The organism is Microbacterium sp. BR1, from assembly GCF_002812725.1.
Taxonomy (GTDB): Bacteria; Actinomycetota; Actinomycetes; order Actinomycetales; family Microbacteriaceae; genus Microbacterium.
This window is the reverse complement of the sequence record NZ_NMUN01000003.1, coordinates 30,565-44,550: the sequence shown is the minus strand read 5'-3', so window position 1 is coordinate 44,550 and position 13,986 is coordinate 30,565. Positions and strand designations below refer to the sequence as shown.

The 13,986-nt window shown below is 67.2% G+C and carries 15 protein-coding genes; 7 read left to right on the top strand and 8 right to left on the bottom strand.

What is annotated here, in order from left to right:
- The first annotated feature begins 57 nt into the window (after positions 1-57).
- Positions 58-1,497, top strand: coding sequence for an XRE family transcriptional regulator (locus CGU35_RS02940; protein ID WP_100810141.1), 1,440 nt, complete (start codon positions 58-60; stop codon positions 1,495-1,497).
- On the opposite strand, the gene CGU35_RS02935 is transcribed toward CGU35_RS02940, so the two are convergent.
- From CGU35_RS02935 to CGU35_RS02920, 4 genes are all read right to left on the bottom strand, one after another.
- Positions 1,420-2,403, bottom strand: a complete 984-nt coding sequence (locus CGU35_RS02935; RefSeq protein WP_100810140.1) for a DUF4436 family protein — start codon at positions 2,401-2,403, stop codon at positions 1,420-1,422. The genes CGU35_RS02940 and CGU35_RS02935 overlap by 78 nt on opposite strands.
- Complete coding sequence (locus tag CGU35_RS02930; protein WP_100810139.1) at positions 2,400-2,966, bottom strand: isochorismatase family protein; 567 nt, start codon at positions 2,964-2,966, stop codon at positions 2,400-2,402. The genes CGU35_RS02935 and CGU35_RS02930 overlap by 4 nt, the downstream gene beginning before the upstream one ends.
- A 157-nt stretch (positions 2,967-3,123) precedes the next feature.
- Complete coding sequence (locus CGU35_RS02925) at positions 3,124-3,423, bottom strand: hypothetical protein (protein ID WP_100810138.1); 300 nt, start codon at positions 3,421-3,423, stop codon at positions 3,124-3,126.
- 21 nt (positions 3,424-3,444) lie between these two features.
- The gene (locus tag CGU35_RS02920; protein ID WP_100810137.1) at positions 3,445-3,840 is read right to left on the bottom strand and encodes a hypothetical protein; all 396 of its coding nucleotides are present in this window, start codon (positions 3,838-3,840) and stop codon (positions 3,445-3,447) included.
- A gap of 290 nt (positions 3,841-4,130) precedes the next feature.
- Here CGU35_RS02920 and CGU35_RS02915 point away from each other — a divergent pair, with 290 nt between their 5' ends.
- The 6 genes from CGU35_RS02915 (at position 4,131) to CGU35_RS02890 (ending at position 11,482) form a co-directional block, all read left to right on the top strand.
- A complete protein-coding gene (locus tag CGU35_RS02915) occupies positions 4,131-5,123 on the top strand; it encodes an ABC transporter substrate-binding protein (protein WP_100810136.1) in 993 nt (330 codons plus the stop codon).
- 98 nt (positions 5,124-5,221) lie between these two features.
- A complete protein-coding gene (locus CGU35_RS02910) occupies positions 5,222-6,757 on the top strand; it encodes a sugar ABC transporter ATP-binding protein (RefSeq protein WP_100810135.1) in 1,536 nt (511 codons plus the stop codon).
- Entirely contained in the window at positions 6,754-7,824 is a 1,071-nt protein-coding gene (locus CGU35_RS02905) for an ABC transporter permease (protein ID WP_100810134.1), read from the top strand. Before CGU35_RS02910 ends, CGU35_RS02905 begins: the two co-directional genes overlap by 4 nt.
- Positions 7,821-8,852: an ABC transporter permease subunit gene (locus CGU35_RS02900; protein ID WP_100810133.1), complete on the top strand. Its 1,032-nt coding sequence runs from the start codon at positions 7,821-7,823 to the stop codon at positions 8,850-8,852. The genes CGU35_RS02905 and CGU35_RS02900 overlap by 4 nt, the downstream gene beginning before the upstream one ends.
- Positions 8,853-8,910: 58 nt before the next feature.
- The gene (locus CGU35_RS02895) at positions 8,911-10,443 is read left to right on the top strand and encodes a sugar ABC transporter ATP-binding protein (RefSeq protein ID WP_100810342.1); all 1,533 of its coding nucleotides are present in this window, start codon (positions 8,911-8,913) and stop codon (positions 10,441-10,443) included.
- The gene (locus CGU35_RS02890; protein WP_232711124.1) at positions 10,436-11,482 is read left to right on the top strand and encodes a LacI family DNA-binding transcriptional regulator; all 1,047 of its coding nucleotides are present in this window, start codon (positions 10,436-10,438) and stop codon (positions 11,480-11,482) included. The genes CGU35_RS02895 and CGU35_RS02890 overlap by 8 nt, the downstream gene beginning before the upstream one ends.
- A gap of 12 nt (positions 11,483-11,494) precedes the next feature.
- Here CGU35_RS02890 and CGU35_RS02885 read toward each other — a convergent pair whose 3' ends face one another.
- The 4 genes from CGU35_RS02885 to CGU35_RS02870 all read right to left on the bottom strand — a co-directional run bounded on the left by CGU35_RS02885 (position 11,495) and on the right by CGU35_RS02870 (position 13,920).
- Entirely contained in the window at positions 11,495-11,809 is a 315-nt protein-coding gene (locus CGU35_RS02885) for a DMT family transporter (protein ID WP_100810132.1), read from the bottom strand.
- The gene (locus tag CGU35_RS02880; RefSeq protein WP_198519501.1) at positions 11,809-12,180 is read right to left on the bottom strand and encodes a DMT family transporter; all 372 of its coding nucleotides are present in this window, start codon (positions 12,178-12,180) and stop codon (positions 11,809-11,811) included. Before CGU35_RS02880 ends, CGU35_RS02885 begins: the two co-directional genes overlap by 1 nt.
- A complete protein-coding gene (locus tag CGU35_RS02875) occupies positions 12,177-12,791 on the bottom strand; it encodes a TetR/AcrR family transcriptional regulator (RefSeq protein WP_157813875.1) in 615 nt (204 codons plus the stop codon). Before CGU35_RS02875 ends, CGU35_RS02880 begins: the two co-directional genes overlap by 4 nt.
- Positions 12,792-12,942: 151 nt before the next feature.
- Entirely contained in the window at positions 12,943-13,920 is a 978-nt protein-coding gene (locus tag CGU35_RS02870) for an IS481 family transposase (RefSeq protein WP_100810129.1), read from the bottom strand.
- Positions 13,921-13,986: the final 66 nt, after the last annotated feature.

The window sequence follows — 13,986 nt, the reverse complement described above, 5'->3', positions numbered from 1 at the left end:
GGGTCTTCTCGAGAAAGATTGCCGAAAGAATCGTGTTTCTTTCGATATGATCAAGGAATGGTCGTCTCAGCACTCGAACTCACGACGCTCGGTCACCGCATCCGGCACCACCGCCTGCGCAAGGGGCTGACCCTCGACGAACTCGGCGCCCTCGTCGGCGTCGCGGGAAGCCAACTCAGCCTGATCGAAAACGGCAAACGCGAACCGAAACTGTCGCTGCTGCAGGCGGTTGCGGCCGCGACCGACACGGATGTCTCCGACCTCATCTCGGGCGAGCCTCCGAACCACCGCGCGGCGCTCGAGATCGAGCTCGAGCGCGCCCAGGCGAGCCCCACCTTCCGTCGCCTCGGCGTTGCGCCCGTTCGTGTCACCAAGACCATGCCGGACGAGACGATCGAGTCGTTGCTCGGGCTGCACCGGGAGCTCCAGCGGCGCGAGCGTGAGGCCATCGCGACCCCCGAAGAGGCACGGCGGGCGAACACCGAGCTGCGGCTGCGGATGCGTGAGCAGGACAACTACCTGCCCGAGATCGAGCGTCTCGCCGAGAAGCAGCTCAAGGCGGCCGGCCACGTGTCGGGTGCCCTGACCCATCGAACCGTCAGCATCATGGCCGAGCGTCTCGGCTTCGAGCTGATCTACGTCAACGATCTGCCGAGCTCGACCCGCTCCATCACCGATCTCGAGCACGGACGCATCTACCTGCCGCCCGCCTCGATCCCGGGCGGCCACGGCCTGCGATCCATGGCGCTGCAGGCGATGGCGCACCGCCTGCTGGGCCACACCCGTCCGACCGATTACGCCGACTTCCTGCAGCAGCGGCTCGAGATCAACTATTTCGCCGCGTGCTGCCTCATGCCCGAGACCGCGGCCGTGGCGTTCCTCCAGCAGGCCAAGAAGGACCGCAATCTCGCCGTCGAGGACTTCCGCGACGCCTTCGGTGTGACCCACGAGGCGGCCGGGATGCGCCTGACCAACCTCGCCACGAAGCACCTCGGGATCTCGCTGCACTTCTTGCGCGTGGGGCACACCGGGTCCCTCGACCGCGTCTACGAGAACGACGGACTACCGCTGCCGATGGATGTCACGGGGTCGGTAGAGGGGCAGATCGTGTGCCGCAAGTTCTCGGCGCGGGGGGCGTTCGCGCAGCAGAATCGCGCGACCGAGCACTACCAGTACACCGACACGCCCGCGGGCACGTTCTGGTGTTCCACGCAGACCGGCACCACGAACGATGGTGAGTTCTCGATCACCGTGGGTGTTCCGTTCGACGACGCACGCTGGTTCCGCGGCCGCGAGACCCCCAGCCGGGCCGTCTCGACGTGCCCGGATGAGGCGTGCTGCCGTCGCCCCGCACCCGAGACGGCGAGCCGGTGGGAGGGCAAGTCGTGGCCCTCGGCGCGGGTCCACATGCAGATGTTCTCACCCCTGCCGCGCGGCGCCTTCCCGGGCGTCGACGACTCCGAGGTCTACGCGTTCCTCGAGCGGCACGCCGACTGAGGCTTCCGGGGGCGCGTCGGGCGCCGGTGACCACCGCATCCACGCCGCGACGTAGATCGCCAGCCCGCCGATGAGTCCGACGATCACCCACAACACGATCAAGAAGTCGATCCACGATCCGATCGGCGGCGACCCGGGCAGGAAGGTGCGCAGCGGAATCGTCGCGAACAGCATCGCGCCCATCCAGCTCATGAAGGATGCCTCAACGCGCCGCCGCCCGCGATAAACCGCGATCGCCACGGTCAGCACGAGCACCGGCATGACGATCATGAGCCCGAGCAGCACGATGCCGAACGTGATCGTGCTCCCCGACCGTGTGGCGGTGATCTCCATCGCGTCGACGTCTTCCCTCACGCCGTCGAACTCGGCTTGCATCCCGAGATCGACCTCGTGCGCCGAGATGCTCCACCCCGGCACGCGGCCCGAGGCGGTCACCCACGTTCTGAGAGCTTGGGGCTCTCCGTCGACCAGCCGGTAGGCGATGATCGTCGTCACACCCGTGTGCGAATCGAACGGCCACTGCTCGACAACACCGTCCGTCACCAGCTCGACCGAGACCGGCGAGGGCACCCCGCTGGACCCGAACTCGAGCATCCGGTCGCCGTCGGCTCCGCTGACGAGAACGCCGAGGGTTTCCGTCAACCCGTAGTCGTTGTCGGCCGGCCCCGGGTTTTCCACGTCGATCCGGACCGCGACACGGTCGCGAACGGCATCAACCGACTGCGGCACGACCGAGAGCTTGACGTCCCACTTCTCGGGTTCGTCCGCATCGACATCCGTGACCTGCCCGCCCAGCGCGTACAGCGCAACCGAGACCGCGTAGACCGCGACGATCGCGATCAGCGACAGGGCGACCAGGATGCCCCGGCGCCTGCCGGTCGTGAGGGTGCGGGTGGTCGCGGTCACACCAGTTCTGCTCCGGCCCGCTTCAGCTCGGCGAGCGCGGCCTCACTCGTCTCGTCCGCCACCCCGGCGACCATGTCTGTCAGGACCCGAACGTGTCGACCGTGCGCGATGGCATCCAGGGCGGAGGCGCGCACGCAGTAGTCGGTGGCGAGACCCACGACATCCACGTCGGTCACGCCGTTCGCCTCGATGAGCTCGGCGACGTTGCTGCCATCGTCTGCCGTCCCCTCGTAGAGCGAGTAGGCGGGAATGCCCTGCCCTTTCCTGACGTGATGCGTGACGCGCGAGGTGTCGAGTTCGGGGTCGTACTCGGCGCCCTCGGTGCCCGAGACGCAGTGCACGGGCCAGGTGTCGATGTAGTCGGGTTGGGGGTGGAAGTGACCGCCGTTGTCGTGGTCGGGATCGTGCCAGTCACGCGAGGCGACGATGACGTCGTACTCGTCGCCGTGGGTCTCGAGATAGTCCGTGATCTTCGCAGCGACAGCATCACCGCCGGCGACGGCGAGGGCCCCACCCTCGGTGAAGTCGTTCTGGACATCGACGATGAACAGCGCCTTGGTCATCCCCCGAGCGTAGCGCCGCGCGCCGCCCCCGTGACGGGGCGCGGCGAGCGCACGACTTAGCGTCGAGTGCACGGGTTGCGCACGGCGAATAAGTGGTGCACTCGGCAATAGGTCGTGCACTCGGCGCCGTCCGCGGGGCGCGGGCGCGGGGGCGGGTCTAGGCGAGAGCCTCGACGAACGTCACCACGCTGACGTCCACACGCTTCGGCTGACCCGCGAACGCTGCGGCCCGGCCATCCGATGCCATGTACGTCGTCTCGAGCTCGACGAACGCGGCCTCGTCACCCGGGGCGCTCACGGCCCAGACGAACTGGTTCGATTCGCGCACCGCGTAGGCGAACTCGATATCGAATCCCGCGGCGGCCCGAACCCGAGGCATCCATTCCTTCCACCAGGCGAGGAAGGCGTCGAACTCTCCATCGACGATCGTGTACGTGCGCAGCTGGATGGTCTTCACCCACCCAGCTTGACATGCGGGTCACCCCTCGACGATCAGTGCGATCCACCCGGCCGCATAGGCCAGCACGGCGACGGCCGCGAACAACAGCGACAGCCGAACGAAGACACGAACGGCGGGCGACCCGTGCGTCAGGCGCATACGGTTCTGCCAGCCCCGGCGGTACTCGATGTCCGCCATGTCGCGATGGCCGATCTTCGCGAGGTCGTGCGCGCCGAGGGGCGCCTCGTTCACCCTGCCTTGGTCGTCGAACCAGCGCACGACCGAGCCCTCATCGGTGTGCTCGACGACCGCGCGCGCCGGAGCCCAGTCGCCGTCCGCGATGCGCGCGACGAGGGCGAGAAAGGCGAGCCCGATGGCTCCCAGCACGCCGATCCACGTGAAGACCTCGGCGATGAGTCCCACCACGTCGGCCATCCGTTCAGATTACCGGGGTCGCCGCGGATCTCCGGGGCGGACCGGTTGTGGGATGGCACGAGGCGTGTCGCGTGATTTCATCACATGTGATGGCTCACTTTCGGTCAATTTCCTGCGTAGCGCGCCCGAAACGCTCTGAAAAACGCGGCTTGCGTGACGCAATCGTTACCAAACTCGCTCTTTTGTGATGCGAAATGTTAGGGCTAACATTCAGCTGCGACGCGAACTCGAAAGCGACGCGCACCAAGGATGCCGGCACAGGGGCCGGCCCAGAACGAGGAGGTTTTGGAATGATCAGAAAAGGCAAGCTCTTCGCCGGTCTCGCACTCGCAGGAGCGATCGCTCTGACGGCTGCCGGATGCTCGAGCTCCACCGATGCCGGCAACGGCGGCGATGGCGGGGGCGACGAGACGATCACGGTCGGCTTCGCTCAGACCGGATCGGAGTCCGGATGGCGCTCGGCCAACACGGAGTCGATGAAGACGGCGTTCTCGGCAGAGAACGGGTTCGACCTGATCTTCAACGCGGCCGACAACGACCCCGCGGCGCAGATCGCGGCCGTGCGCGACTTCATCAACCAGGGCGTCGACGCCATCGTCATCGCGCCCATCGTGGAGGACGGTTGGGACGACGTCCTGCAGGAAGCAGCGGATGCCGGCATCCCCGTCGTGCTCGAGGACCGCACGGTCTCGGCCTCCGACGACCTCTACGCCAGCTGGGTCGGCCTCGACTTCCGCAAGGAGGGCGTGACCGCCGGCACCTGGGCAGCCGAGAACTTCGGCGACACCCCGACCAACATGGTCGTGCTCGAGGGAACAACGGGATCGGCTCCTGCCAACGAGCGCGCCGCCGGCTTCGACGAGGCCATCGAGGGCACCCAGATCGAGAAGATCGACTCGCAGACGGGCGACTTCACCCGTGACGGTGGCAAGAAGGTCATGGAGGGCTTCCTGCAGAAGTACGGCGTCGATGGGATCGACCTGGTCTACGCGCACAACGACGACATGGCGCTCGGCGCCATCGAGGCGATCGAAGCTGCCGGTGCCGTTCCGGGCGAGGACATCAAGATCATCTCGATCGACGCGGTCAAGGACGGCATGCTCGCCCTGATCGACGGCAAGATCAACTTCATCGTCGAGTGCAACCCGCTCCTCGGTGACCTCGCCGCCGGCATCGTGACCGATGTCCTGGCGGGCAACGAGGTCGAGAAGGAGTACTACGTCGAGGACCTGAGCTTCACGCCCGAAGAGGCCGCGAAGGTGATCGACTCCCGTCTGTACTGATCCGCTGACCGGATAACCAGCACGGATCACCCGTCCGAAGCCGTCGGGAACCACTTCCCGGCGGCTTCGGGCACCACTGCACGAAAGGCGAAGAAGCCATGCCCGCGGACACCGAAGTCCCCCCGGTGATCGAGATGACCGGCGTCACGATCCGCTTTCCCGGGGTTCTGGCCCTGGATGACGTTGCCCTGACGCTCCGGCCGGGCGAGGTGCACTCGCTCATGGGCGAGAACGGCGCCGGAAAGTCCACCCTCATCAAGGCACTCACGGGCGTCTACTCGATCGACTCCGGCACGATCCGCGTCGGCGGCGTCGAGCGGGTCTTCGAAACGACGGCGGACGCTCAAGCCGCCGGTATCTCGACGGTCTATCAAGAGGTGAACCTCGCCCCCAACCTCTCGGTGGGCGAGAACGTGATGCTCGGCCAAGAGATCCGCCGCGGCGCGACGATCGACTGGAAGGCCGTGCACCGAGCAGCCGCCGAACAGCTCGACAATCTCGGCCAGCACATCGACCCGCGCTCGATCCTCTCGAGCCACTCGATCGCGGTCCAGCAGCTCGTCGCCATCAGCCGGGCGATGGTGCTCGACGCCAAGGTGCTGATCCTCGACGAACCGACCTCGAGCCTGGACCGGAACGAGGTCGAGCAGCTCTTCACCGTGATCCGCACGCTCCGGGATCGGGGCGTGGCCATCCTGTTCGTCAGTCACTTCCTCGACCAGGTGTACGAGATCTCCGACCGCATCACCGTGCTCCGCAACGGCCGTCTGGTCGGTGAGTACCTGGCGAGCGATCTTCCCCGCGGGCAGCTCGTGACCAAGATGATCGGCCGCGAGCTCGACGAACTCGCCGCGCTCGCCACGGTATCCGAGCGCATCATCGACCGCAGCGGCACCCCCGTTCTCCAGGCGACGGGTGTGGGACGCCGCGGTGTTCTCGAACCGGCGGATCTGGATGTCTATCCCGGCGAGGTCGTGGGGCTTGCGGGCCTGCTCGGATCGGGGCGCACGGAGCTCGTCCGGCTGCTGTACGGCGCCGATCGCGCAGACTCGGGACAGATCGAGGTCAAGGGCAAGCCCGTCCGGGTCACGACCCCGCGCCACGCGATCGAGAATCGGATCGCCTTCTCGTCGGAAAACCGCCGCGAGGAAGGCATCATCGCCGACCTCACCGTGGGCGAGAACATCGTCCTCGGCATCCAAGCCCGGCGAGGCGCACTGCACAAGATCCCCCGCGGGGAGCAGGATGCGATCGTGAGCGAGTACATCAAGGCGCTCGGGGTGCGTCCCGCAGACCCGAACCAGCTCGCCGGAAACCTCTCCGGCGGCAACCAGCAGAAGGTCCTCCTCGGGCGCTGGCTCGCCACCGCCCCCGAATTGATCGTGCTCGACGAACCCACCCGCGGCATCGACGTCGGGGCCAAGGCCGACATCCAGCGCAAGGTCGCCGAGCTGAGCGCCCAGGGTCTCGCGGTGGTCTTCATCTCCTCCGAGCTCGAAGAGGTTCTGCGCCTGGCTCAGCGGGTCGTGGTGATGCGCGATCGTCGGCGCATCGGCGAACTCGACTCGAGCCGCACAGATCTCGACGACCTCATCGACTACATCGCCGAAGGCGGCGAAGGGAACGCAGCATGAAGAAAGTCATGCGCCACAGGCTGTTCTGGCCCATCACGGCGCTTCTCACCCTGATCCTCGTCAACACGATCGTCCGGCCGCAGTTCATCGTCGTGACCGTGCGCGACGGGCAGCTGTACGGGGTGCTCATCGACATCCTCCGCACGAGTGCGCCGCTCATGCTCGTCGCACTCGGGATGACCGTCGTCATCGCGACTCGCGGAATCGACCTGTCGGTCGGCGCGATCATGGCCGTCTCGGGCGCGGTCGCCCTGACGATCATCGACGCATCCAGCGATCCCGGCGGGCTGCCGACGGTCATGCTGGCGCTCGTGGTCGCGCTCGGCGTCTCGTTGGCGCTCGGGGCCTGGAACGGCCTGCTCGTCTCGGTGGTCGGGATCCAACCGATCATCGCGACCCTCGTGCTGATGCTCGCGGGGCGCGGTGTCGCGCTGCTGATCACGGATGGCTTCATCACGACCGTGAACAGCGCGCCCTATTCGTTCATCGCGACCGGATACCTGCTGTTCCTGCCCGTCGCCTTCCTGATCGCCCTGGGGGCGATCATCGTGGTCGCGCTCGCGGAGCGCCGCACGGCCCTCGGCGTCCTGACCGAGGCGGTCGGCATCAACCCGCAGGCGAGCCGCCTGGCCGGTGTCCGATCACGGGGCATCGTCTTCGGCGCCTACCTGGCAAGCGGACTGCTCGCCGGCATCGCCGGGGTGATCTACAGCGCCAACATCCGCGCCGCGGACGCCAACGCGGCGGGGCTGTTCATCGAGCTGTACGCGATCCTCGCGGTCGTGCTCGGTGGCACGTCGCTCATGGGCGGCAAGTTCACGATCGCGGGCACGGTCGTCGGCGTGCTGATCATCCAGACGCTCGACAAGACGATCCTCTTCCTCGGGGTTCCCCCGGCGCAGAGCCCGGTGTTCTTCGCCGTCGTCGTGGTGGTCGTCGTCATCCTGCAATCGCCACGACTCCACAAGACGATCCGGGACCTGACCCGACGGCGCACCCCACGACCCACGGATACGCCGAACGGCAGCCCGCTCGTCACCTCGAACAAGGCGGAGGTTGCATCATGACCACGGAACTGCAGGCCCGACCGAGCACTCCGCCAACCGAACGCGGCCTCCTCGCGCGCTACAACACGTTCATGAGCAGGCGTTCGTCGCTCATGCCGACGCTTGCCGCGGTCGCCATCCTCGTCATCCTGCTGGTCGCGGCGCAGGTGCGCTTCGATCGCTTCCTGACGCCCGGCAACCTGTCGGCCCTCCTGCTCGACAACGCCTACCTCGTTGTGCTCGCCGTCGGCATGACCTTCGTCATCCTGACGGGCGGCATCGACCTGTCGGTCGGGTCCGTCATGGCTTTCACCGGCATCCTGAGCGCGAGCCTGCTCTCCCAGCAGCTGCCCGCTATCGTCGTGATCCCCGTGATGCTGCTGGGTGGGGCCGCGATCGGTCTCATGATCGGCGTCCTCGTGCAGTACTTCAACGTGCAGCCGTTCATCGCGTCACTCGCGGGGCTCTTCCTGGCCCGCGGCCTCGCATTCGTCGTCAGCCTGTCGTCGATCCGCGTGGAGGACCCGGCGGTGCTCTGGTTGCAGCGCACCCGCTTCGCCTTCGGCGGGTGGTACATCACCCCGACGGGGCTCATCGCGCTCGCGGTCGTCGCCATCGCGTTCTATGTGCTGCATTGGACGCGGTTCGGCCGCACCGTCTATGCGATCGGCGGCAGTGAACAGTCCGCCCGGCTGATGGGCCTCAAGGTCGCGCGCACGAAGATCCTCGTGTACGTCATCAGCGGTGTCTGCGGCGGTGTCGCCGGCCTGCTGCTCACGGCGTATTCGGGGGCGGGTTATCCGCGCAACGGCATCGGCACGGAGCTGGATGCGATCGCCGCGGTCGTGATCGGCGGCACACTGCTCGCCGGCGGCACCGGGTACGTGCTGGGGTCGCTCGTCGGCGTGCTCGTCTACGGGACGATCAAGAAGCTGATCTCGTTCATGGGCGCCGAGCAGTCGTGGACGCAGATCATCATCGGCTTCCTCCTTCTGGTGTTCATCGTCGTACAGCGAGTGATCGTGGCGCGCTCGCAACGGCGAACGTAACGCGGCGCGCCCGATGTCGGTCGGAGGCCTGCGCTCCCGCGACCGCGATAATGGCCAGATGCAACCGGCCGCGCCGATCCTCGAGCTGACCGGCGCCACGGTCCGGTTCGGCGCGGACGCCGTGATCGACGGGGTGGGTCTGCGGCTCTTCCCCGGCGAGGTCCATTCGCTGATGGGCGAGAACGGGGCCGGCAAGTCGACCGTCATCAAGGCCATCACCGGCGTTTACCCGTTGGATGCCGGACGGCTCGAACTCGACGGTGTGGCTGTGCGGTTCGCATCACCGCATGACGCGCAGCGGGCCGGGATCAGCACGGTCTATCAAGAGATCGATCTGTTGCCGAACGTCTCGGTGGCCGAGAACATCGCGCTGGGACGTGAGCCCCGCAGGCTCGGTGGGATCGACTGGAAGACGATGCGGCGCGAAGCCCGCGACATCCTCGCCGAGTTGGGGGTCGACATCGATCCCGCGTCGCTGCTCGGAACCCACTCGGTGGCGGTGCAGCAGCTCGTTGCGATAGCACGCGCCATCTCGACCGACGTGAAGGTGCTCGTGCTCGACGAGCCGACATCGAGCCTCGATCTGGACGAGGTTGCCGAGCTGTTCCGGGTCATCCGCGAGTTGACGCAACGCGGTGTCGCGGTGCTGTTCGTCTCGCACTTCCTCGATCAGGTGTACGAGCTGTGCGACCGCCTCACCGTGCTGCGGGATGGCAAGTTCGTCGGCGAATACCTCACCGAGGAGCTGCTGCGGATCGATCTGGTCGAGGCGATGCTGGGACGGAGCGCTGCGGCGTTGACGACGCGGCGACCGGCCACGGATCTCTCGCCCGACGGCGCGTCGGACGAGCCCGAGGCCCTTGTCATAGCGCGAGACGTCACGGTCGGGCGTCGGCTGCGCGGGGCCGACATCGACCTGGCGGCAGGCGAGGTGCTGGGTGTCGCGGGGCTGCTCGGTTCGGGGCGGAGCGAACTGGCGCGCGCGATCAGTGGCGTCGATCGCGTCGACAGCGGGGTCATCCGTATATCGGGCAGGGATGTCTCGGGTGACGGCCCGCGCGCCGCGATGGCCCTCGGCGTTTTTTATTCTTCCGAGGACCGCCGCCGCGAGGGGATCATCGGCGATCTCAGCGTGCTCGAGAACATCACCCTGGCACTTCAGGCGGATCGAGGCATCCTGCGCCGCATCCCGACGGCTCGTCGACGCGAGTTGGCCGCGAGCTGGGTCGAGGCGCTGGACATCCGTCCGCCCGACCTCGATCGCCCGGCGGGAACCCTGTCGGGCGGGAACCAGCAAAAGGTCTTGCTGGCACGACTCCTGGCCCTGTCGCCGCAGGTTCTCCTGCTCGATGAACCGACGCGCGGTATCGACGTGGGCGCAAAGGTCGAGATCCAGAACCTCGTTGTCGAGATGGCCGAGAATGGGCTGTCCGTGATGTTCATCTCCGCCGAGCTCGAAGAGGTCGTGCGTGTCGCGAATCGTGTCGCCGTGCTGCGCGACGGGGTTGTGGTCGACGTGCTGCCCGGCGAGAACCTGACGATGGACACGCTGCTCGCGCTGGTCGCTCAGCCCGGGGGTGACGATGTCTGAGGACCGGCCCGTCACCGAGAACGGGGGCGCCGACAACGGGATGGCCAAGACGGCGAACATCTTCGATGTCGCCCGTCTTGCGGGTGTCTCGCACCAGACGGTCTCGCGCGTCATCAACGATCTGCCGAACGTTCGCCCCGCAACACGAGCGCGAGTTCAACAAGCGATCGCGCAGTTGCGGTACAGCCCCTCCCCCGCCGCCCGCGCCCTGGTGACGCGTCGGACGCGGACGATCGGGCTCGTCGCCCCGGGAATCACCGACTACGGTCCCGCGTCGATCGCGATGCATTTCACGTTCGCCGCGCGGAACGCCCGATACAGCGTGGAGACCGTGAGCGCAGTGGACGAGGATCCTGCCGTCGCGCGTGCCGCCGTCGAAGGGCTCCTGCGTCAGCGGGTCGACGCCATCGTCCTGATCGTGGTCGATGTCGGGGTGCTCGAGATGGTGCGGGGGCTCGAACTCGGTGTCCCGATCGTTGCGGCCGCGGCGAGTCCTCGGCGGAGCCCGTTGATCGTGTCGATCGACCAATATCGGGGCGCGCGCTCGGCCGTGCGGCACCTGGCCGAGCTCGGACACAGCCGGATTCTCCACGTGTCGGGTCCGCTGCAGGCACCCGACGCATTGGAGCGGGTCCGCGGATGGCGTGACGAACTCGGGGCGAGGCGGCTCGAGGTCATCGATCACGCCATCGGCGATTGGACCGCGGCAAGTGGATACCAGATCGGCACTCGACTGGAGCTCGATCCCGGTTCGGCGATCTTCGCGGGCAACGACCAGATGGCGATCGGCCTCATGTCGGCCATGCGCGAGCGAGGCATCCGGATTCCCGAGGACGTCAGCATCATCGGTTTCGACGATGTCCCCGAGGCCGGGTACCTGTATCCCCCGTTGACGACGGTGCGGCAGGACTTTGCGAGCCTCGGGGAGCTGATGATGCAGAAGGTTCTGATCGCGGTGGAAGAACCGGGAAGCGTGACCGAGGACACTCCCCTGCCGACGCGGCTCATCCTGCGGCAGTCGACGCGCCAACCGGAGTAGCCGGACGCGCGATCAGTGGCCGAGTTCGATCAGAAACACTCCGGCCACGATCAAGGCGATTCCCGCGCCCATCGTCCACGTGAGCGGTTCTCTGAAGATCGCGCGCCCGAGGATCGCTGTGAGGGCAACGCCCGTTGCGGCCCAGATTCCGTAGGCGACGCCGATCGGCAGTCCGAGCGACAGGGACACCGCGAGCAGCGAGAACGCGCTGACGTAGCCGACTCCGACCGCGATGAACCAGCGCTTTTTGCCATCTATGGCGACTTTCAGACTGAGCGTCGCGGCGACCTCCAGCAGGATGGCGGCGGCCAACATCACCCAGGCCATCAGGATGCACCTGCCCCGGCGGCTCCGTGCGCCTGGCGTGCGCGCGCGGCGTGCGCGCGCTGCGATCCGATCTCGACGAGGAGCACCCCCGCGACGATCACGACGAGCCCGATGATCATGAAGCCGGTGAGCGCCTGTCCGAAGATCACGGCCGCCATCACGGCGGTGAGTGCCACGCCGGATGCACCCCAGATGCCGTACGCCACGCCGACGGCCATGCCCGCGGCCAGCACGCGCGTGAGGAAGAAGAAGGCCGCCAGGTAGCCGACCACCACGAGCGCGTACCATCCCGGTGCGTCGACCGCCGCCTGCAGAGACAAGGCCGCGGTCACCTCGGTCAGGATCGCGGCTGTCAGATAGATCCACCTCATGATCGGCCCTCCTCGAGAAGTGTGGAAATGGCGGTTGCGGCAACGCGAATGGTCTCGTCGGCCGCGGCGTCATCACGCGAACTGAGCCAGGCGCTTGCGACGCCGTCCGAGATCGCGATCAACAGCGCTGCGAGGGCGGTGTGGGTCACGGTCCATCGCAGACCGTCGGCCTCTGACCATTCGGCGATGTTGCGGGTGACCTCGCGCAGGTACTCGCGCTGTTCCCACGTGGCCAGGTGCCCCAGCTCGGGGTCGCGGTGCGAGAGTGACATGAGTTCGGTGAGCGCGAGGGCGTAGGTCGGCCGCGCCATGACCAGGTCGAGGCGCGCCCGCAGCCCGAGTGCGATGCGGTCGACAGGGGCTTCGGGCTCGACGGGAGGCTCGAATGCCGCCGACAGGGAGCGCCGCACCTCTTGCGTGAGGATGGCCGCAAAAAGTTCGGCCTTCGACGCGAAGCAATAGTGAAAGGCCCCGTGCGGTAGTCCCGCGCGTGCCGTGATGGCGCGGGTTGTCACGGCGGCGATTCCGGATTCGGTCATGACGTCGACGCTGGCGTCGACCAGCTGCTGGCGTCGTTCTTCGATAGGCCGATGCTCGCGTGGTGGGGTCATGGCTCCACGGTAAGCACTTTTGGCCATATGGCCAACTTAGTTTTGGCCATGTGGCCAAATACACGGCCAGTTCGCAGTTTCAGGGCGCGGCTGATCACATCAACAGGCGCAGTGAGCGGTGGGTGCGGCGTCATCCCCTAGATGTACTCGGTCATGAGGTTGGTGACAGTCGGCTGATCGGAGGTTGGCTGTCGCAGGCGGTGTGTGGTCGAGCGTAGTTGTAGTGCTCGAGCCAGGGTGCGAGCGCTTCAGCGCGATGCTGGTTGGAGGCGTAGGGGGCGCGGTAGGCCCAGTGTTCCTGCATGGTGCGGTTGAAGCGTTCAGCCTTGCCGTTCTGCCAGGGACAGTGCGGCCTGGTCGTGATGTGCTTCGCGCCGAGTGCTGCCAACTGCCCCTGGAACGCGGCCGAAACCGTGTAGTTCTTGGCGTTGTCGGTCATGACTTCGCGGATCCGGATGCCGTGGCGGGCGAAGAACTCCGCCGCGGCGGCGAGGAACGCCGCGCAGGTGGTGCCCTTCTCCTCGGGGAGGATCTGCGCGAACGCGAGCCGGGAGTGGTCGTCGACGGCGACGTGGACGTAGTCGAACCCGAGCTTCACCCGGCGGTCCCTGCCGTGGTTGTGATCGATGAAGTCAGGGCCCTGGGAGCGCCAGCCGCCACCGGCGGGGATGCGGCCGAGCTTCTTCACGTCGATGTGGATCAGATCTCCCGGGGCGTCGCGTTCGTAACGGATCTGGGTGCGCCGGGACGCGCGTAACGCGATCCCCGTGACCGGGTCCAGCTCATGCAACGCCGGAAGGCCCGCCCTCGCGATCAACCGGGAGGCTGTGCGCGGGCTGACGCCGCAACGGCGGGCGACATCGTCGCGCCCGAGCCGCTCCCGCGAGCGCAGCTCGACAACGGCCGCCGCTATCGCCGCGGGAGTCGCCGTCGGCGACGAGACCGGACGCGAGGACCGATCGGACAGCCCTGCCTCGCCCGCCGCGCGGTAGCGGACAAGCCAGCGATGGGCACACTGTCGCGAAACGCCCATCTCCTTCGCGACATGTGAGACAGGTCGGCCGGCGAGGACCCGGCGCACGAGAATCAGACGGCCCGCGACAGTGAGCCGCGCATTACGGTGGACCAAGAGAAGGCCTCCACTTCGGTGACGTTAGACACCACCAATCGTGGAGGCCTTCTCCCTACCCGACCG

What these genes read in the sequence shown, in the direction of transcription:
- CGU35_RS02875 (WP_157813875.1), bottom strand. Translation starts at nt 12,791, where the DNA reads ATGACCCCACCACGCGAGCATCGGCCTATCGAAGAACGACGCCAGCAG.
- CGU35_RS02895 (WP_100810342.1), top strand. Translation starts at nt 8,911, where the DNA reads ATGCAACCGGCCGCGCCGATCCTCGAGCTGACCGGCGCCACGGTCCGG.
- CGU35_RS02940 (WP_100810141.1), top strand. Translation starts at nt 58, where the DNA reads ATGGTCGTCTCAGCACTCGAACTCACGACGCTCGGTCACCGCATCCGG.
- CGU35_RS02915 (WP_100810136.1), top strand. Translation starts at nt 4,131, where the DNA reads ATGATCAGAAAAGGCAAGCTCTTCGCCGGTCTCGCACTCGCAGGAGCG.
- CGU35_RS02900 (WP_100810133.1), top strand. Translation starts at nt 7,821, where the DNA reads ATGACCACGGAACTGCAGGCCCGACCGAGCACTCCGCCAACCGAACGC.
- CGU35_RS02905 (WP_100810134.1), top strand. Translation starts at nt 6,754, where the DNA reads ATGAAGAAAGTCATGCGCCACAGGCTGTTCTGGCCCATCACGGCGCTT.
- CGU35_RS02890 (WP_232711124.1), top strand. Translation starts at nt 10,436, where the DNA reads ATGTCTGAGGACCGGCCCGTCACCGAGAACGGGGGCGCCGACAACGGG.
- CGU35_RS02880 (WP_198519501.1), bottom strand. Translation starts at nt 12,180, where the DNA reads ATGAGGTGGATCTATCTGACAGCCGCGATCCTGACCGAGGTGACCGCG.
- CGU35_RS02885 (WP_100810132.1), bottom strand. Translation starts at nt 11,809, where the DNA reads ATGGCCTGGGTGATGTTGGCCGCCGCCATCCTGCTGGAGGTCGCCGCG.
- CGU35_RS02920 (WP_100810137.1), bottom strand. Translation starts at nt 3,840, where the DNA reads ATGGCCGACGTGGTGGGACTCATCGCCGAGGTCTTCACGTGGATCGGC.
- CGU35_RS02910 (WP_100810135.1), top strand. Translation starts at nt 5,222, where the DNA reads ATGCCCGCGGACACCGAAGTCCCCCCGGTGATCGAGATGACCGGCGTC.
- CGU35_RS02930 (WP_100810139.1), bottom strand. Translation starts at nt 2,966, where the DNA reads ATGACCAAGGCGCTGTTCATCGTCGATGTCCAGAACGACTTCACCGAG.